Here is a 17,281-nt window from a genome sequence, read left to right as displayed (position 1 = left end):
GCGGCGCCGCGCGGCCATGACGTCACTCACAGCGGGCAAACCCCAGCCCTGCCTATGCTGCGCGGCCATGAACGAGCTCCAAGCCCTGAACCCCGTGCCGCCCGGCCTGCTGCTGCAGCACAACCCGCCCGGCGCCTTTGCCGACGCCTATGCGCTGCCGATCCCACGGGCGGTGAGCCTGGCCGACTACGTGGCGGCCTTCTACGCCACGCCGCTCTTCAAGCTGGAGCGCGGCCTGATCGGCCTGCTGCTGCGCCGCCCCGCCCGCGACGCCGATGCCGCCGCGCTGGGCCGCGGCGAATGCAGGCAGTTCTCGGCCTGGCAGGTGCTGGACCGCAACGGGCAGGAGCTGCTGCTGCAGGACCAGAGCGGCCGCACGCGCTCCTGGCTGCGCGTGGAGCCCGTGGCGGGCGGCACCCGCCTGGTATTCGGCTCGGCAGTGTTGCCGCGTACTGGCGGCGGCTTCGGCTGGGGCTTCCGGGCCCTGCTGGGCTTTCACGAGTGGTACTCGCGGGCGCTGCTGCGGGCGGCGGCAAAGCACTTGCAGCAACTCTGATTCAGCGCGCCAACGGGCTCCCCGCCTTCCACCCCGCATCCACCCCACGCTGGAAGGCGCCGAGCAGCGCGTACTCACCGGCCCAGCGCTGGGGCTGCAGCAGCTCGGGCCCATAGACCTCGAAGCGGCGCAGGCTCTTGCCCTCGGCGATGGCCTCGCGCGCTACCAGCAGCTGCGGGCCGATGAAGCCGGCGAATTCGGCCACGCCCAGGCCGGGCGCCGCGCTGCTGGGCGGCAGCACCTGCAGCCCGCCGTCGGCCTGCAGGCGCCACAGCTCGGTCCAGCCGTCGAGCGGCTGCACGGCCAGCACCAGGCTGCGGCCGTCGGGGGCCAGGCGGGCGCTGGCCCAGTGGATGGCGCCATGGCTGCAGTGGCGCGGGCCGCGCGGCTCGGCGTTCTGGCGCAGATGCTCCAGCAGCTGGAAGCAGGTCTGGCCGGGGCCGGCGGCTTCCAGGCGCAGCTCCAGCTTGCCCCAGCGCAGCTGGGCCGGGCGCGCCTGGACGGCGTGGCGCATCGGGGCCAGCCGGATGGCGGCCTCGCGCAGCGCGGCGGCATCGTCCTCGCCCAGCTCGGCCGGGATCAGCTGGCCCCAAGCCTGCAGGGCCAGGGTGGCGGCGGGGCGCATGTCGCGGGCGCGTTCGGCAAAGGCCAGGCTGGCCCAGGCACCGGCGCGGCGCAGCAGCAGGCGATTGCGCAAGGTGGGCGGCAGCTCGTTCAGGGCGATGCCTTCGAGCCAGGCGGTGCGCTGCTCGTGCAGGGCCAGCAGCTGGCTGGGCAGCAGCTCGGCCGCCGTGCAGTCGGGGCGCGTCAGGGCCAGGGCGGCGCGGGCCTGCTGGGCGGCGCTGGCGCTGGCATGGGCGCGCAGCAGGCGCGCCGGCTCTTCGTTGGGGCAGAGGCGCTGGCTGCCGTCGGCCTGGGCCAGGCTGCGCAGGGGGTAGCCGTAGCGCTTGGCCACTTCGGCGTGCGCCGCGCTGCTGGTTTGCTGGTTCGGGCCGGCGCTCTGAACGCGCTCGGCCAGGCGTTCCTGCAGTTGCACGAGCGCGTCCAACAGTTCGGCGCCCTGCGGGCCGGCCAGCCAGTCGGCGTCGGCGCGCTCGATGAGTGCGGCGGCCACGCCCAGGCCCAGGCTCTCGGCGCCGGCTTGTTGGCGCAGCAGGCGCAACTGGGCCAGTAGCTCGGGCAGGGCGGCCTCGCCCGTGGGCAGGGGCAGCAGGCGCTCGGCGCGCACGAAGCCGCCGCGCTCGCGGGCGTGGTCCCAGACCTGCAGCCAGTCGCCCTTGGCGCCGCGGATCTCCAGCGCTTCGCCGCGCCACAGCGGGGTCAGCAGCGGGCTGCTGTGCTTGGCGGCGGCGCGCAGCGGGGTGCTGTCTTGCAGCACCAAGGCACTGGCGGCCTGAGCGGGTGAAGGAGCGATCAGGGCCAGGGCGACGGCCGTGGTGCTGGCGATCAGGACGGCCAGGCCGTTGCGCAGGTTGTTCATGGTGCGGGGCTTTCGGATGAGCGGGAACAGGGGCTTCACTCGGCGCTGGCTTCGGTGTCTTCGGCCTTGGCCTTCTGGGGCTGGGCTTCGAGCGGGCCGCCCATCAGGCTGCCGGCAATGCCCGGGGGCGCCACGATGACGCGCACCTTGTCGCTGAGCTTGTCGGCCAGGGTCTTCTGCACCAGCAGCGGGTGCTTGGTGATGAGCTGGCCTTCGCGCTCCATCTGAATGGCATTGACCTTGCCGAGTTCGGCGACGCGGTAGGCCTCGGCATCGGCCAGCTTCTGGCGCGCCTTGGCCTCGCCCTCGGCCTCAATCTGGCGGGCCTGCGCGGCACCCTCGGCCAGCTTGACGCGCGCCTGGCGCTCGGCCTCGGCCTCGAGCTGGCGCTGCTCGATCTGGCGCTGCTTGAAGGGCAGCACATGCTTCATGGCCTCTTCCTGCGCCTTGGCGGCGATGAGCTGCTCGCGCGCTGCGGCCTCGGCGGCAATCTCGCGCTGCTTGCCGGCGGCCTTGGCCTCGATCTCAGTCTGCAGGCCTTCCTTCTCCTTCAGCTCCAGCGTGTAGCGCATCTTCTCGGCGGCCAGGCCTTCGCTGAGCAGCGAGTCCATGCCGCGGCGGTAGTCGTCCGGCAGGCTGATGGCACCGAACTGCAGGTCCTTGAGGATCAGGCCATCGGCGCCGAGGCGCTGGCGCAGCTGCAGCAGCACCAGCTGCTGGATCTCGACGCGCTTGCTGGAAAACAGCTCGCGCACCGTGTGCTGCGCCACCTGGGGCAGCAGCACCGCGGTCAGCGCGGGCTCGATCAGTTCCTTCTCGAAGTGTTCCGGCAGATCCTTGGCCAGCTGGGCGTAGCGCTGCGGGTCCAGCTGTACGCGCAGGGAAACTTCCAGGCCGACCGACAGACCCTCAACGGTCTGCACCGCGAGCGAGCCGCTGCGGCGGATCATCAGGTCGCGGGCCGGCAGCAGGCGCGCTTCATGCAGGCCCGGCAGCACCCAGGCGCGGCCGTCCTTGATGACTTCCGGCTGGCCGATGCCGCTGCGCACCAGCACGCTGCCGCGCGGCACGGTCTGCACCTGCCGCAGCAACCAGCTGGTGCCGCCGTACAGCGCGGCCACGGCGGCCAGGGCCAGGGCGCTGCGGCGCAGGGTGCGCGATTGCAGGGCGGCCTGCAGGCCCTGGCCCAGATCGGCCAGTTGCTCGCGCAGGCTGGGCTTGGCGGGCAGGGGGTCTTGGAGGGTGTTGGTCTCGTTCATGGTCGGCTCCGGTTGCGGTGCCGCCATGGTTCCTTTGAGATGCGCGAGGTCGCTATGCCGGGGGTGGGAGGGTGTGGGGTGAGGCGCGGAAGAAAAGCTCCGCGGCGGGGTTCAGGCTTCGATGCGGAACCGGCCGTCCACCACCACCGCAGCGTGCACGGCCCGCAGCGCTTCCACCAGCCTGGCACGCTGGCGTGGCGCCTTCAGCACCGCCGGCAGCCGGCTCAGCCAATGCCCATTCGGCCCGGCCCCACTGCCCCGCTTGGCCGAGAGCTGGCGCGTGGTGGGCAGGGGCTGGCGTGCCAGCACCTCGATGCAGTGGTTCAGCTGCGCGGGCGAGCTGAACACCAGTTCATGCGCGCCGCAGGCCACGTGCAGCAGTGCGTAGCCGCGGTGGGGGATGGGCTCAGGCGCCGGCGGCTTGAAGCCGCCCGAGCTATCCGGCAGGTGCACCCAATGGGCCAGCGGCGCGTGCTGCCAATGGCTGACGAAGCTGAAGTGGTGGGGCATGCGGGTGGCGGGCGGCCCTCTGGCGCGTTTCTGGCAGTTTTCCGGTGGGCTGATCTTCTGCCATGCCCGTGCCGCCGCACAGGCGCGACACTGCGCCCATCGCCCTGCCGGGAACCCCCATGCGCCAGACCCGCCTTCTGCTGCGTGCCGTCCTGCTGATGCTCTGGGTCTGCATGGGTTCGGCGCAGGCCGAAGAGCCCCGCGCCCTGCGGGTCTGCCTGAACGACGTGCCCCACATCCCCTGGCGCATGGCCGATGCCGAAGGCCGCATCCAGCGTGAGGGTCTGGACTTCGCGTTCCTGGATCTGCTGGCGCGGCGCAGCGGCATGCAGATCCAGATTGCCCTGCTGCCCTGGAAACGCTGCTTGGCCGAGCTGAAAAACGGCGAGCGCGACGCCGTGCTGAGCATGAGCCATCTGCCCGAGCGCGAGGAGCTGGGCGTGTTCCCGACCCGCCGCGGCGCGGTGGATGCGAGCCTGGCCCTGCGCCACAACCGCTACAGCTGGTACGTGGTCAAGGCCAGTCCGCTGCGCTGGGATGGTCAGCACCTGGCCGGTGCGCCGACCGAGGGCTTGCTGGTGGGCGTGCAGTCGGGCTACTCGATTGCCAGCGTGGTGCGCGAGTTGGGCTTCAAGGCCGATGAGGGGGCGCGCACGGCCGAGGCCAATCTGGAGAAGCTGGCGCGTGGCCATGTGCAGGCGGCCGCGCTGCAGGTCAACGAGGCCGACCGTGTGCTGCGGGCCAACCCCGCCCTGGCTGCGCGCCTGCGCAAGCTGGAGCCCCTGTTGCAGGAGCGCGCCTACTTCACCGTCTTTTCGCACGCCTACTGGCGGCGCAACCCGCGCCAGGTGCTGGACCTGTGGCGCGACATCGCGGCGGTGCGCGACTCGGCCGCCTACCGGCAAGCCGAGGCGCGCGCCCTGGAGCAGGCAGGGCATGCCGGGCCCTGAGGGGCGCGGCGCGCTCAGAACCCTTCCAGCACGATCTTCCCCCGCGCCGTGCCGCTTTCCTGCAGCGCTTGCGCACGCCGCAGATTGCTGGCATTGATGCGCCCGAAGTGCTCGCCCACGGTGCTGCGCAGGGTGCCGGCATCCACCAGGCGCGCGGCCTCGCTCAGCAGTTCGCCTTGGCGGAGCTTGTCGGCGGTGTTGAACAGCGAGCGCGTGAACATCATTTCCCAGTGCAAGGAGAGGCTCTTGCGCTTCAGCGCCATCGCGTCCAGCTCGCCCGGCTGCAGGTCGTCAATCAGGGCCAGCTTGCCCTGCGGCGCCAACAGCTCGACGATCTGCGCGAAGTGCTGGCCGGTCTCGGTCAGGCTGGCCACCAGCTGCGGCGCGGGCAGGCCCAGGCGCTGAATCTCTTCGGCCAGCGGGCGGCGGTGGTTGACGACATGGTGGGCGCCCAGCTCGCGCACCCAGGCCTCGGTTTCGGGGCGCGAGGCGCTGGCGATCACGGTGAGCTGCGTGAGCTGGCGCGCCAGCTGCACCAGGATGGACCCCACGCCACCGGCGGCGCCGATCACCAGCAGGCTCTGGCCCTGGCCACCCCCTTGGGGCACGCCCAGGCGCTCGAACAGCAGCTCCCAGGCCGTGATGGTGGTCAGCGGCAGCGCGGCCGCGGTGGCGAAGTCCAGGCGGGCGGGCAGGGCGCCCACCAGGTGCTCGTCCACCAGCTGGAGCTCGGCGTAACTGCCAGGGCGGTCGATGGCGCCGGCGTACCAGACGCGATCGCCCACCTTGAAGCGTGTGACCTGCTCGCCCACCGCGCGCACCACGCCGGCGGCGTCCCAGCCCAGCACCTTCCACTGGCCGGGCTCGGGCTGCACGCCCTGGCGGATCTTGTGGTCCACCGGGTTGACGGCGATGGCCTTGACCTCGACCAGCAGGTCATGGCCCTGCGCCTGCGGCGCGGGCAGGTCCACGTCCTGCAAGGACAGGGGGTCGGTGATGGGCAGGCTGTGCTGGTAGGCGATGGCTTTCATGGCGAGGTGTCTCCGGGTTGCGATGGAGCGAACTGTGTCTGCTCGCCGTTTGGAGAAAAAGACCGTGAAGCTGCAATCAGTTTCAAAAGCTGTTTGAAAATCAAGCCATGAAAGCCCTCCAAGACCTGCAGCTCTTCGTGCGCGCCGCCCGTGCCGCCAGCTTTTCCGAGGCGGCCCGCGCGCTGAACCTGAGCCCGGCGGCCGTCAGCGCCGCCATCAAGCGCCTGGAGGCCGAGCTGGGCCTGCCGCTGTTCCTGCGCTCCACGCGCCAGCTGCGCCTCACATTGGCGGGCGAGCAATTCCTGCAATCCTGCGAGCAGGGCCTGGAGCTGATCACCCAGGGCCATGAGGCGCTGTGCGCCGGGCATTGCCAGATCCAGGGCCGGCTGCATGTGGCCCTGCCGTCCGATCTGGGCCGCAACCTGGCGCTGGACTGGCTGCTGGAGTTCCGCCGCCAGCACCCCGGCATCGAGCTGCGCTTGCAGGTGGCCGACCGCTTGGCCGGCCTGCTGCGCGAACAGCTCGACCTGGCCCTGCGCTACGGCGCCCCGCCCGACTCCGGCCTGGTGGCCCTGCCGCTGGCGCCGCAGAACCGCCGCCTGCTGGTCGCATCTCCCGACTATCTGCAGCGCCGCGGCCGGCCCACGCACCCCGAACAACTGCGCGAACACGACTGCCTGTGCTTCGCCATCCAGGACCAGTTGCATCGCGTCTGGACCTTCGAGCGCGGCGATGAGCAGCTGCGCGTGGAAGTGGGCGGCCCGCTGGCGGCCGATGACGGCGACGCCGTGCGCCGCCTCGCGCTGGCTGGCGCCGGCATCGCCTACAAGAGCGCGCTCGACGTGGCCGCCGATCTGCAGGCCGGGCGGCTGGAGCGGCTCTGCCCCGACTGGCTGGGCGAGCCCTCGCCCCTGGTGCTCTTGACGCCCGAGCGACGCAGCCTGCGGCCAGCGCTGCGGGCCTTGATCGAGCATCTGCAGGGTTGTGTGCAAGCCCTGGGCTGAGCCGGCTTCGCAACGGGCGGCTCTGCTCCTATGCTGAGCCTTGCACCACCCCATCAAGTCCATGAGCCCCCGCCACTCCTCGATCCAGTCCGGACCTTGGGCCCTGAGGCTGCGGGTAGGGTTGTGGGTGGGACTGATGTTGGGGCTGATGTTGGGGCTGATGGCGCAGGCCGGTGCGGCCGCGCAGCCCCTGCTGCGCGTCTGCGTGAACGAAACCGCGCACCCGCCTTGGCGGGAGTCCGACCCGCTGGGGCGGCCGCTGCGCAGCGGCTTGGACTATGTGTTCCTGGCCCAACTCAGCACCCGCAGCGGCTACCGCGTGCAGGTTGAACCGATGCCCTGGCGGCGTTGCCTGGAAGCGGTGCAGGCGGGCAGCCAGGATGCGGTGTTCGGCATCAGCTACCTGCCCGAGCGGGATCACCTGGGCATCTACCCGCCGCCCGCTGGTGCCCCCGACGAACGCTACGCCGTGCGCCGCTTTGACTTCAGCTGGTATGTGCGCCGCGACAGCCCGGCGCGCTGGGACGGCCAGCAGCTCAGCGGCTTGCCCCATCCCGTGCGGGTGACGGCCCAGCCGGGCTTCTCCATTGCCCAGGTGGTGCGCGGCAAGGGCTACAGCGTGCGCGAGACCGCGCGCAGCTCGGAGGGCAATCTGCACCTGCTGCTGCAGGGCGAGGCCGATGCCGCCGCGCTGCAGACCCATGAGGCCGACCGGGTGCAGGCTCTGGACCCTGCGCTGGTGCGTGGTGTGCGCAAGCTCGAACCCATCCTGCAGCAACGCGCCTATTTCGTCGTGTTCTCGCGCCGCTTTCATGCCGCTGATCCCCAGCGTGCCCTGCGCCTGTGGCAGCAGATGGTGGAGGTGCGCGATTCGGAGGCCTACCGCCAGGCCGAGGCCAGGGTGCTGCCCTGAGGGGTGCTTGCCTGCCTTGGCCGCTGCGGCGCTGCGCTTGGGGCGCGCTGGCGTGCTGCCTGGCCGCTGGCGCCAAGCTGCACGCTGCGCCCAGCCAATGCCATGGCACGGTGGCTCAGGGCCGCATCGAAGATGCCGTCAAGCTGCCGCTCGAAGGCACCAACTTCCGCGCCTACAGCCCGCTGGCCGCGGGCCTCGGCCGCACCCATGTGCACGAGCAGGTGGCTGCCGTGCTGGTCAGATCCTTCGCCACGCTGCAGCGCGAGCAGCCCAACCTGCAATTCGTCTACGGCGAGACCGGCAAGAAGCACGGCGGCCCGATGCCGCCGCACCGCACGCACCAGAACGGCCTCTCGGTCGACCTGTTCGTGCCGGTGCGCGACGCCGCCGGCCGCTCCGTGCCCCTGCCCACCCCGGTGACCCTGCGCTTTGGCTACGACATCGAGTTCGATGCCCAGGGGCGCTGGCAGGACTACCGCATCGACTTCGACGCCTTCGCCCTGTGGTTGCGCGCGCTGCGCGCGGCCGGCCTGGAGTTGAAGGCACCCATCGCGCTCGGCGGGCCGTCTGTATCGCGGGTTGTCGAGCAATCAGCTGTTCGTGAGAGCCCGCAGGAGCTTCACCCCTGCACCCGACCTACCTTCTTTGCTTCGCCAAAGAAGGTAGGCCAAGAAAGGCGACCCCGATGCCTGCGCCCCCGGCTGCGCCGGGGGTTCCCTGCGGTGCGCGAAGAGCGGGCCCAGGCGCAAAACTCACTGCGCTCGCTTCGCTCACTCCGTTCAAACAGTTGCCCCAAGTCAGAGCACAAAGCGCGCTGGCGCGCGCGGGCCCGCTCTTCTGTGCTCCTCGGCTTGGCATAGGGGAGGCTCCAACAGCCAACAGCCAACAGCCGAATCCCGAACAGTCCAGACTCCAACCAGCGCGCCGTTTCCCGGCTGTTTGGCTGTTCGGGCTGCTGCCCCTATGCACAGCCGAGCAGCACAGCTTGCCTGGGCCGCGCGCGACAGCGCGCGCTCCTTTCATGCTCGGCCCAACTGTCTGAACGGAGTGAGCTCCGCGAACGCAGTGAGTTTTGGGCCGGCACAGGCAAGCGCGCAGCGCAGGGGACCCCGGCCGCAGGCCGGGGCTGCGCATCGGGGCTTGACCTTTTGGTTCCTTTTGGGTCAAGCCAAAAGGAACTCGCCTGCCGGGGCGAGACCCGGCGGGCTCTCGCGATCCTCTCGACACAGAAGCGCATGCGCTTCAGCCATCTCCCGGAAGAATGCTTCCGCACCCCCGCAGCTCAGCGGCTTTGACAATCCACCCCATGAGCCCAGTCGCCCCCCGCATCGCCGTCGTCGAAGACGACGGCCCCACCAGCGCCCAGCTGCAGCAATGGCTGCGTGCCGCCCGCCCCGATGCGCAGATCGAGGCCTTCTCCACCCGCGAGGCCGCTGAAGCCGCGTTGACCACCCAACGCTTTGACCTCGTCACGCTGGACCTGGAGCTGGGCCGCGAGCGCCATGCCGGCATCGCGCTCATCAATGCGCTCAACAAGCGGGGCCTGGGCACGCCGGTGCTGGTGGTCAGCGCCATGCCGGCGGCGGTGTACCGCTCCATCATGAAGGCGCTGGACGCCTGGGACTATCTGCAGAAGACCCAGTTCGAGGAGGCCGAGTTCATCGAGACCGTGCTGGCCCTGCTGCGCGCCAACAAGCCCGCAGCGGCGGACGACGCCCCGACGCTGGACCCGCTGTGGCAGCGCAGCCCGCTCTGGCGCGGCCAGAAGCTCAACCTGCCGCTCACCGCGCAGCGCATCCTCGCCACCCTGCTGGAGCGGCGCGGCGAGGTGGTCAGCTACGAGGAACTCTTCGACGTGGTCAAGAGCGGGCGCAGCAAGGACAACGTGCGCAAGCATGTGGCGACGATTCGCGACGCGCTGCGCGATGTGGATCCCGGCTTTGACGGCTTGGAGAACGTGCCGATGCGCGGCTTTCGCTGGTCGGCGCGGTGATCCGCCACTTCGACAAGCTGCCCCGGTTGCCGCTCGCGGCCTTCCGCCGCCGCGTGCTGCTGCGCCTGGTCTTCCTGGCCCTGCTGGTGGGCAGCGCCGCACTGGCCCTGCAGTTGCTCACCGATGAAAAGCAGCGCCAGCGCGATGCCTTCGAGGCCGGCTTTCGCGGCCAGCTGGAGGTGCTGGCCGAGCGCCTGCGCCACCCCAGCGGCCAGCTGGCCCTGCTGAACGCCGACCGCCCGCTTGACGACGCCAGCGGCTGGGTGCCGCTGCGCCTGCCGGTGGGCGCGATCGACTTTGACGACCCGAGCAAGGCCGAGCGCGTGATGGACCTGAGCGGCTGCGCGGCGCGCTGGCCAGCGGAACAAGGCGGCGCCGAGCTGTGCATCGGCATGGGCCAGCGCGCCAGCGCCGGCGCGGTGATCTACGCGGTGGCGCGGCTGCCGCTGCCGGGGGCCCTGGCGGGGCGCGAGCGCGGCCAGCTTGACCTGAGCGAGGTGCACCGGGTGCAGATCCGCCTCACGCACCCGCAGGGCAGCCAGACCTGGACCGCGCCGCTGGAGCTGCTGAGCGAGCGCCGCGGCCAGCTGCCCGGCTTTGCCGATGTGCCGGGTGCCGACGCGCTGCCCCAGAAGACCCGCCCGGACCGCGACTTCCGCGCCTGGCTGTGGCAGGACGAGGCCTGCCTGCCGGGCGAGGCTGCCGACTGCCCGCGCACGGCGCTGCTGAGCCTGCGCATTCCCATCAGCCTGCCGGCCTGGCGCGCGGCGGCGCGCAATGGCCAAAGCTGGCCGCCGGCCGATTGGCCGCTGCTGCGCGTGAGCCTGCAACTGCGCGGCCCTGGCGGCGCGCTGCTGCTGGACAGCGCCGCGCCCGGCGCCCGCGCGCCGCTGAGCCTGGGTGCGCTGCGCGCCCAGCTGCGCCCCGGCGAAAGCCTGAGCGTGTTCGGCGCCGGCGAGCAAGCCATCGCCCGCCTGCAGGCCGAACGCGCCGACGAACCCGCCTACCCCTGGCTGACGCGCCTGATCCGCCGCCTGCCCGCTGCGCGCCTGGAGGGCCCGCTGCAGGCCGGCACCGAGCTGCAGCACGAGGGCCGGCGCTACCGCCTGCAGCTCGAAGGCGATCTGCGCGCCATCGACCGCCTGCTCTCCGCCACCGCCACCCGCTACACCCTGTACTTCGCGCTGTTGGCCGGGGCCATCGCGCTGGCCTGGCTGATCGTCGAGATCGGCCTGCTGCGCCGCATGGCCCAGCTGACCCGGCGCGCCAATGCGCTGACGCAAAGCCTGCAGGCCCAGCCCGACCAACTGCCACCGCTGGATGTCGAGGACCTGCGGGGCCGCGACGAGCTCGGCATCCTGGCCGGCTCGCTGTCCGAGCTGCTGGCGCGCTCGCGCGAGCATCTGCGCCAACAGCAGCTGCATGCGCTGCAGGAGAAGGAGCAGTGGCATGCGGTGGGCCACGAAATCATGAGCCCGCTGCAGTCCCTGCTGGCGCTGCATGCACAGGAAGAGGACCCGAGCCGCCGCTACCTGCAGCGCATGCAGGCGGCGCTGAACCTGCTCTACGGCCAGGCCTCGGTGGGCGAGGCCCTGGCTCATGCCAGCGCCCAGCGCGAGCGCCTGGATCTGGCCGGCTTTCTGCGCGAGGTGGCGGCCAACGCGCCTTACGCCGGCATCGAACAGGTGGTCGCCACGGGCTGTGAGTCAGCCTGCTGGGTGTTTGCCGACGCGCTCAAGCTCGAAGACGCGCTGACCCATCTGCTCAACAACGCCGCACGCTACCGGCTGCCGGGCAGTCCGATCACCCTGCGCCTGCAGGCCGTGGACGAGCAGGCCTTGATCGAGGTGCACAACCAAGGTCCGCAGATTGCGCCTGAGCGCTTGCCCAGCCTGTTCGAACTGGGCGCCAGCGACGCCGAGGGCAGCCATCACCGCGGCCAGGGCCTGGCGGTGGCGCGGGCCTATCTGGCCAAGATGGGCGGGGCGATTGCGGTGCGCAACGAGGCGGATGGGGTGTGCTTCGAGCTGCGGTTGCAGCGGGCGGCGTAGGGCCACCACTCCGCCTCACTCGATCTGCGCCCCGCGCCGCGCCCGGGCATTCATGAAGTGGTCAATGCGCTCGCGGTCGGCGGCCTCGGGCAGTTCGCCCAGCCATTCGCGCAGCCAGGCGTCGCGGTCGGGTGCGCGGGCCAGTTGGCGGATGGCGGCATCGATGGCTTCAATGCGCCGCAGGCCTGCCGGGTTGCGGGCGCAGGCCACTGTGGCTCGGCTGAGTGACTGCGCCTCCGCCAGGGGCAGCTTGACCAGCTTCGCACCGTCGGGGTGCTGGCGCAGGTAGTCGTCCACCAGCACGGGGTGCTCCAGGGTGTAGTCCATGCGCCCGGCCTGCAGCATGCTCAGCAGGTTGCTGCCGCGCCAGGCCAGGGCGCTTTGCAGCAGCGTCTGGCCCTGGGTCTGCAGCAGCTGGTCGATGCGCGGGCCGAAGGAGCGGTCGCGCGTGAGCACGCCGCGCAGGCCGGGCTCCCGCAGCACGCGCGCCAGGCTCAGCGGTTCGCCCAGGGCGGTCAGGCGCGGCAGCAGTTCGGCGCGCGTGACCAGGTGCACCGCGCGCGAGTTCAGCGGCGGGTGGGTGGGCGTGAAGTAGAGCCAGCTCAGGCGCTCGGGGGTGCGGCGCGGCAACAGGCTGCAGATCGGCTCGCCCTGGCGCACCAAGGTTTCGAAGCGCGTCGGCACCGCCACCACGAACTCGTGGCGAAACTGTGGCAGGCGCGTCACCAGCAGGCGCTGCAGGCCGTCCAGCTCACCCTGGCCGAGCTCGCTGGCCTTTGAGGGCGTTTGGCCGCCGGGCAGCGTGAAGACCGGGGGCATGTGGTGCACCACCCAGCGGATCGTGTCGGCGGCCGCCGCCGGCCGCAGGGCCAGCAGGGCGGTCATGCCCAACAGCACCAGCCAGCGCCCCATCTCAGCAGGCCCAATCCTCATGCAGCACCAGGCCCTCAAGCGGCGGCAGCCGCAGGGCTTGGGCGCGGGCGCACCAGCTCGGGCCGCGGCGCAGTTGCAGCTCCAGCTGCAGCGCGCCGCCCAGGCGCTGGCCCAGCTGCAGCGGCGTGCAAGGCTGGCCGTCGCGCCGCACCTGGCCGGCTTCGAGCGTGCCAAACAGACCGGCCAGCCCCGCCGCCTCATCCACCACTTCCGCCTGCTCCAGCACCAGCACCAAGCCGCGTGCGTAGCGGGTCTGCCCACCCTGGCACAGACGGGCCGCTGCCAGGCGCAGCTGCAGGTCGGCGCCCTGGCGTGCGATGCCCGCCAGCTCCGAGTCCGCCCAGTCCAGTACCCAACTCATGCGGTGTCAAAGCGGAACCAGACGCTGGGCTCGTCGTCCACCACGCGGGCTTCGCGCGTCAGGTTCTGCAGGCCCAGGCTGGGCAGCAGCCGGGGCCAGAAGGCGTCGGCGAAGCGGTTGCCGGCCAGGTAGTACACCTCCCAGGCACCAGGATGCCGGCGCAGCAGTTCGGCAACGCCCTGGCGTGCCAGGCCCTGGCCGCGAAAGCGCCGCACGATGAAGAAGTAGCCCAGGTTGAACCGCTGGCGCTCGGGCTCCAGGCAATCACCGTCCACCACCGCGAAGCCGGCCGGTTCGCCGTCGACCTGCAACAGGTAGGGCCGCGTGCGCGGCTCGGCCCAGTAGGGCGCCTTGGGGCGCAGGCGGTAGAGGCCGTGTTCGGCCAGGCGCACCGGGTACCAGGCGCTGAGCTCGTAGTTGAAGAACTGCATCAGGTTCTCGATGCAATCCAGCTGCGCCCGCTCGGTGGCGGGAACCAGGCTCGCCCCCATCACTGCGGCCGGTGGTCGTAGCTGAGCACGCGGTAGAGCTGCCAGCGCCCGTCCACGCGCAGCCAGGTGTGCACGAAGCGGGCCTGCGAGGTCGGGCGTTCGCGGCCGTCAGGCCCGCGCAGGAAGAAGGCGTGGCGCCCGCTCTGCACCGCACCGTACAGCTCGCCATTGGCGTAGAGCGGGTGGCTTTCCAGCGTGCCCGGCAGCAGGCGGCGCAGCGGTTTGTCACCCTGGCCGCTGCAAAGGTTCTGGCGCGTGGCGCGCTCAAAACCGGCGCGGTCCTGACGCCCCGCCTGGTCGTGCAGGAACTCCAGCTGCGGGTGCAGCAGCGCGTCCATGCGCTCCAGCTCGCAGCGGTTGAACAGGGGTTCGAACAGGGCGGCGTCGAGGGCGTCGAGCTCTTGCTGCAAGGCGGCGGGGGGCTGAGCCTGCACAGGCAGGGCCAGCAAGCCGAAGAGCAGAGACAGCAGGGACAGTGCGCGCGTCATGGCAGAACAGGCTGGGCAGCGGCGAGGGGGCGCAGCGTAGCCGGTTCTGCCTGGCTCATCCCCTCACTCCGCTTCCACCAATCCCATCGCCCGCTGCACGCTCGCGGCCTTGAAGGCTTCCCAGGCGGTGGCGTCCATGGCCCGCTCGGACATGCGGCTGAGCTTGAAGCTCTTCCAGTCCGGGTTGTCGGGCAGCGCATGTTCGAAGCGCTCGATCAGGCGGTCCTTGGCGTTCACCCAGAGCGAACCGGTGACGCCGCCGAAGGCCGGGCCGCCGACCTCGAAGCGGTGCGTGGGCACGCCGTCGAGTTCTTCGTCGCGCAAGTAGCGGAAGCTGGCCTTGCCCTTGTCGATGAAGATGCCCTCCATCATGCCGGCGTTGGGTTTGAAGCGCGCGCGCATGGCGGCGAAGTCGGGGTCGATGACGCCGACCTCGAAGTCCGCGCGCGGGTTCTTCAGCAGCGGCAGGGTGAGGTTGAGGCTGCTGAGGTCGAAGTTGTAGACATGCGCGGGCAGGTGGCTGGGGGCCACGGGCATCTGCGTGCCGGCCACGCTGGCCGTCAGGCGTTCAGGCTTGCCGTCCATTTGCATCTGCAGGCGCTCCTTGCCAGGGCCGTTCTCCAGACCGTTGAAGCTGCGCATCCAGGTGGCGGTCAGGGTCTGCGGGTCCAGCTTGGCCTGCACCCGGGCGATGTAGCGGCCATCGCCTTCGACCTTCAGCGCCTCGACCTCAAAGGGCTTGGCGAAGTAGAGCGAGAGCACCAGGCGCTTGCTGCCGTCCAGGTTGGACTTGACGTAATTGACCAGCTGGCCCTGTGGGGCGCGTTCGGGCTTGAGCTCGTACTGGTCCAGCGAGTGACTGGGGGCGGCGAAGGCAATGGGGGCGGTGGCCAGGCTCAGGGCCAGCAACAGGGGGCGCAGGGCTTGCATGGGAAGGAGGGCGGAAGCATCAAAAGAGGCGCAGCCTAGCCAGCTGCCGGCCCGCCCGCCAGTGTGGCCGGATGGAGTGCCAGGCCTTGGGGCTGAAGTGGCAAATGCGGGGGCCGGATGGCACCCCCTGGCTTTCGTCCAGAGTGCTGATGCCGCCTAGCATCGGTGTCCATGCACCCCCAAGCTCCGCTCACCCTCGACACCCCGCGCCTGCGCCTGCGCCCCTTCAACGGAGCCGACCTGGACGCCTTTGCCGCCATGTCGGCCGACGCTGAAGTGATGCGCTTCATCGGCGATGGGAGCGTGCTGGACCGCGCGATGAGCTGGCGCGCGCTGGCCGGCATGCTGGGGCATTGGGCGCTGCGCGGCTATGGGCAATGGGCGATCGAGCGCAAGAGCGATGGCGTGCTGCTCGGCCGCACCGGTTTCATCGACCCCGAGGGTTGGCCCGGCTTCGAGTTGGGCTGGCTGCTGGACCGCGCCCACTGGGGCCAGGGCTATGCCTTCGAGGCCACGCAGGCCGCGCTGCGCGAGGCGCCGGCGCTGCAGCAGGGCCGGCCGCTGATCAGCCTGATCCGTCCGGCCAACGAGCCCTCGATCCGCCTGGCCGAGCGCCTGGGGGCGCGGCGCACCGGTGAGCTGGAACTGCTGGGTGGGCCCTGCTGGGTCTACACCCACGCCTGATCGCGGCGGCGGCCGCTTCTGCCGTACTGATCGGCCGCTACGGCGCCACCTGCGCGCCGGCCTCCAGCAGCAGGCCGCGCAGCAGCGAGCGGTGGCAGCGCGCCTCGTGCTCGCAGTAGCAGCCGACGGCGAAGCTGCTGTGGGTGGAGAGCGTGGCCAGCAGCGTGATGGACTGGGCCGCGCCGGGCTCGGCCATCTCGCGCCGGTAGGCCTTTGCGAAGGCCTGCCATTGCGCTTCCGTCTCCACCGCCTGGCCCTGCTTCATCAACTCGGCACTCGGGGCCAGCAGGGGGAACCAGGTGTCGTACCAGTTCTGCGTGGCGAACTCGGTCTTGGGCACGCCGCGCGGCGGGCGGCGCACGGTGCCGATGCGCGGGCCTTCGTCAGGGCCACGTGGGCTGCCGAGGCGGACGATGTGGATGGGCATGGCGGCCTTCCATCGTGAGGCGGGAGCGCGGACTGTAGGCTCGCGGCCATGGACACCCTGCTTCACCTGCTGCAACAGCACGGCCTGCTCTTGGTCTTTCTGGCCGTGCTGGCCGAACAGCTGGGCGCGCCCCTGCCCTCGCTGCCGCTCTTGATGCTGGTGGGCGGGCGCGCTGCGCACGATCCCTGGTTCGGCCTACAGGCCCTGCTGCTGGCGGCGCTGGCGGCCACCTTGGCCAACAGCCTGTGGTTCTGGGCCGGGCGGCGCTGGGGCCGGCAGGTGCTCAGCACCCTGTGCCGCATCTCGCTCTCGCCCGATCTGTGCGTGCGCCGCAATGAAACGAGCTTCGCGCGCCGTGGCGGCCTCACCCTGGTGTTGGCCAAGTTCCTGCCGGGCCTGAGCATCCTGGCCGCGCCGCTGGCCGGGGCCATGGGCATGCCCGCCGCCCGCTTCATGCGCCTGAACGGCGCCGGCACCCTGCTCTGGGGTGCCACCGGCCTGGGCCTGGGCGCGCTGTTTCACCGCCAGATCGAGCAGCTGCTCAGCGGCCTGGCCCAGCTGGGCCAGCAGGCGCTGCTGATGCTGGCCGGCCTGGTGGCCGCGTACCTGCTCTGGCGCCTGCTGCGCCGCTTGCACGAACAGTTCGCGCTGCGCGGCACGCGCAGCATCGGGCCCACCGAGCTGGCCGCGCTGCAGCAGCAATACCAGGCCGCGCCGGTGCTGCTGGACGTGCGCGCGCCCCTGCCCGGCCAGGCGCGCATCCCCAGCGCGCAGGGCCTGGACCTGGGCGCGCTGGACCCCGCGCTGCTGCAGCGCTGGCCGGTTGAGGCCGAGTTCGTCACCTACTGCGCCTGCCCGCACGATGTGTCCGCCGCTAAGGCGGCGCGATGGCTGCAGCAGCAAGGGCGACGCGCGCGCGTGCTGCGCGGCGGCATCGAGGGCTGGCAACGCGCCGGGCTGGCGCTGGAGGAGGCGGCATGAAGGCGCTTGCGTTCACCCTGCTGTTCGCCGCGTTGGGTTCCGCGCAGGCCGCCAGCTTCGACTGCCGCAAGGCCCAGCTGCCGGCCGAGCGGCGCATCTGCGCCAGCCCCGAACTGGGCGCGTTGGACGAGGCCGTGGCGGCGGCCTTCCGCGCGGCACAACAGCAGAGCATCGACACCGACCCGCTGCGCCTGGACCAGCAGCGCGGGGGGGGGGGCCGGCGCGACGCCGGAGCCGAC

Annotated in this window: 19 protein-coding genes and 1 pseudogene; 10 read left to right on the top strand and 10 right to left on the bottom strand. The window is 71.4% G+C overall.

Annotation, left to right across the window (positions count from 1 at the left end; translation table 11 throughout):
* The first annotated feature begins 67 nt into the window (after window positions 1-67).
* Entirely contained in the window at window positions 68-556 is a 489-nt protein-coding gene (locus tag ACE3QP_RS17230) for a hypothetical protein (protein WP_374437720.1), read from the top strand.
* Window position 557: 1 nt separating this feature from the next.
* Here the strand turns inward: ACE3QP_RS17230 and ACE3QP_RS17225 are convergent, their stop codons facing one another.
* The 3 genes from ACE3QP_RS17225 to ACE3QP_RS17215 all read right to left on the bottom strand — a co-directional run bounded on the left by ACE3QP_RS17225 (window position 558) and on the right by ACE3QP_RS17215 (window position 3,805).
* Complete coding sequence (locus ACE3QP_RS17225; RefSeq protein ID WP_374437719.1) at window positions 558-2,036, bottom strand: hypothetical protein; 1,479 nt, start codon at window positions 2,034-2,036, stop codon at window positions 558-560.
* 35 nt (window positions 2,037-2,071) lie between these two features.
* Window positions 2,072-3,295 (bottom strand): SPFH domain-containing protein, encoded by a 1,224-nt coding sequence (locus ACE3QP_RS17220; RefSeq protein WP_374437718.1) that lies wholly within the window; start codon window positions 3,293-3,295, stop codon window positions 2,072-2,074.
* Window positions 3,296-3,406: 111 nt separating this feature from the next.
* Window positions 3,407-3,805, bottom strand: coding sequence for a hypothetical protein (locus ACE3QP_RS17215; RefSeq protein WP_374437717.1), 399 nt, complete (start codon window positions 3,803-3,805; stop codon window positions 3,407-3,409).
* 119 nt (window positions 3,806-3,924) lie between these two features.
* On the opposite strand from ACE3QP_RS17215, the gene ACE3QP_RS17210 reads away from it, so the two are divergent.
* Entirely contained in the window at window positions 3,925-4,755 is an 831-nt protein-coding gene (locus ACE3QP_RS17210) for a substrate-binding periplasmic protein (protein WP_374437716.1), read from the top strand.
* A 14-nt stretch (window positions 4,756-4,769) separates the two neighbouring features.
* Here the strand turns inward: ACE3QP_RS17210 and ACE3QP_RS17205 are convergent, their stop codons facing one another.
* Window positions 4,770-5,786, bottom strand: a complete 1,017-nt coding sequence (locus ACE3QP_RS17205; protein WP_374437715.1) for a zinc-binding alcohol dehydrogenase family protein — start codon at window positions 5,784-5,786, stop codon at window positions 4,770-4,772.
* 107 nt (window positions 5,787-5,893) lie between these two features.
* On the opposite strand from ACE3QP_RS17205, the gene ACE3QP_RS17200 reads away from it, so the two are divergent.
* The 5 genes from ACE3QP_RS17200 (at window position 5,894) to ACE3QP_RS17180 (ending at window position 11,747) form a co-directional block, all read left to right on the top strand.
* Window positions 5,894-6,790, top strand: coding sequence for a LysR family transcriptional regulator (locus ACE3QP_RS17200; protein ID WP_374437714.1), 897 nt, complete (start codon window positions 5,894-5,896; stop codon window positions 6,788-6,790).
* 61 nt (window positions 6,791-6,851) lie between these two features.
* Window positions 6,852-7,703 carry a substrate-binding periplasmic protein gene (locus ACE3QP_RS17195; RefSeq protein ID WP_374437713.1) on the top strand — a complete coding sequence of 284 codons (852 nt, stop codon included), beginning with the start codon at window positions 6,852-6,854 and terminating at the stop codon, window positions 7,701-7,703.
* Window positions 7,634-8,563 carry a penicillin-insensitive murein endopeptidase gene (locus ACE3QP_RS17190; RefSeq protein WP_374437712.1) on the top strand — a complete coding sequence of 310 codons (930 nt, stop codon included), beginning with the start codon at window positions 7,634-7,636 and terminating at the stop codon, window positions 8,561-8,563. The genes ACE3QP_RS17195 and ACE3QP_RS17190 overlap by 70 nt, the downstream gene beginning before the upstream one ends.
* A gap of 446 nt (window positions 8,564-9,009) precedes the next feature.
* The gene (locus ACE3QP_RS17185) at window positions 9,010-9,696 is read left to right on the top strand and encodes a response regulator transcription factor (RefSeq protein ID WP_374437711.1); all 687 of its coding nucleotides are present in this window, start codon (window positions 9,010-9,012) and stop codon (window positions 9,694-9,696) included.
* The gene (locus tag ACE3QP_RS17180; RefSeq protein WP_374437710.1) at window positions 9,693-11,747 is read left to right on the top strand and encodes an ATP-binding protein; all 2,055 of its coding nucleotides are present in this window, start codon (window positions 9,693-9,695) and stop codon (window positions 11,745-11,747) included. Before ACE3QP_RS17185 ends, ACE3QP_RS17180 begins: the two co-directional genes overlap by 4 nt.
* A gap of 15 nt (window positions 11,748-11,762) precedes the next feature.
* On the opposite strand, the gene ACE3QP_RS17175 is transcribed toward ACE3QP_RS17180, so the two are convergent.
* From ACE3QP_RS17175 to ACE3QP_RS17155, 5 genes are all read right to left on the bottom strand, one after another.
* Window positions 11,763-12,659, bottom strand: a complete 897-nt coding sequence (locus tag ACE3QP_RS17175) for a hypothetical protein (protein ID WP_374437709.1) — start codon at window positions 12,657-12,659, stop codon at window positions 11,763-11,765.
* Between the two features lies 1 nt (window position 12,660).
* A complete protein-coding gene (locus ACE3QP_RS17170; protein WP_374437708.1) occupies window positions 12,661-13,041 on the bottom strand; it encodes a hypothetical protein in 381 nt (126 codons plus the stop codon).
* The gene (locus tag ACE3QP_RS17165; RefSeq protein WP_374437707.1) at window positions 13,038-13,532 is read right to left on the bottom strand and encodes a GNAT family N-acetyltransferase; all 495 of its coding nucleotides are present in this window, start codon (window positions 13,530-13,532) and stop codon (window positions 13,038-13,040) included. Before ACE3QP_RS17165 ends, ACE3QP_RS17170 begins: the two co-directional genes overlap by 4 nt.
* Window positions 13,532-14,020 carry a nuclear transport factor 2 family protein gene (locus ACE3QP_RS17160; RefSeq protein ID WP_374437706.1) on the bottom strand — a complete coding sequence of 163 codons (489 nt, stop codon included), beginning with the start codon at window positions 14,018-14,020 and terminating at the stop codon, window positions 13,532-13,534. Before ACE3QP_RS17160 ends, ACE3QP_RS17165 begins: the two co-directional genes overlap by 1 nt.
* A gap of 63 nt (window positions 14,021-14,083) precedes the next feature.
* Window positions 14,084-14,950: a hypothetical protein gene (locus ACE3QP_RS17155; protein ID WP_374437705.1), complete on the bottom strand. Its 867-nt coding sequence runs from the start codon at window positions 14,948-14,950 to the stop codon at window positions 14,084-14,086.
* Window positions 14,951-15,121: 171 nt separating this feature from the next.
* Between ACE3QP_RS17155 and ACE3QP_RS17150 the strand changes: the two genes are divergently transcribed.
* The gene (locus tag ACE3QP_RS17150; protein ID WP_374437704.1) at window positions 15,122-15,634 is read left to right on the top strand and encodes a GNAT family N-acetyltransferase; all 513 of its coding nucleotides are present in this window, start codon (window positions 15,122-15,124) and stop codon (window positions 15,632-15,634) included.
* Window positions 15,635-15,671: 37 nt separating this feature from the next.
* On the opposite strand, the gene ACE3QP_RS17145 is transcribed toward ACE3QP_RS17150, so the two are convergent.
* Window positions 15,672-16,061, bottom strand: a complete 390-nt coding sequence (locus ACE3QP_RS17145; RefSeq protein ID WP_374437703.1) for a DUF488 domain-containing protein — start codon at window positions 16,059-16,061, stop codon at window positions 15,672-15,674.
* A gap of 48 nt (window positions 16,062-16,109) precedes the next feature.
* Between ACE3QP_RS17145 and ACE3QP_RS17140 the strand changes: the two genes are divergently transcribed.
* Entirely contained in the window at window positions 16,110-17,042 is a 933-nt protein-coding gene (locus ACE3QP_RS17140; protein ID WP_374437702.1) for a VTT domain-containing protein, read from the top strand.
* Window positions 17,039-17,281, top strand: a pseudogene (locus ACE3QP_RS17135) (hypothetical protein); the annotation flags it as partial. The gene ACE3QP_RS17140 and the pseudogene ACE3QP_RS17135, both read left to right, overlap by 4 nt.

Source organism: Inhella sp., from assembly GCF_041912635.1.
In the GTDB taxonomy this organism is placed as follows: Bacteria; Pseudomonadota; Gammaproteobacteria; order Burkholderiales; family Burkholderiaceae_C; genus Inhella.
This window is presented reverse-complemented; position numbering and strand designations above follow the sequence as displayed.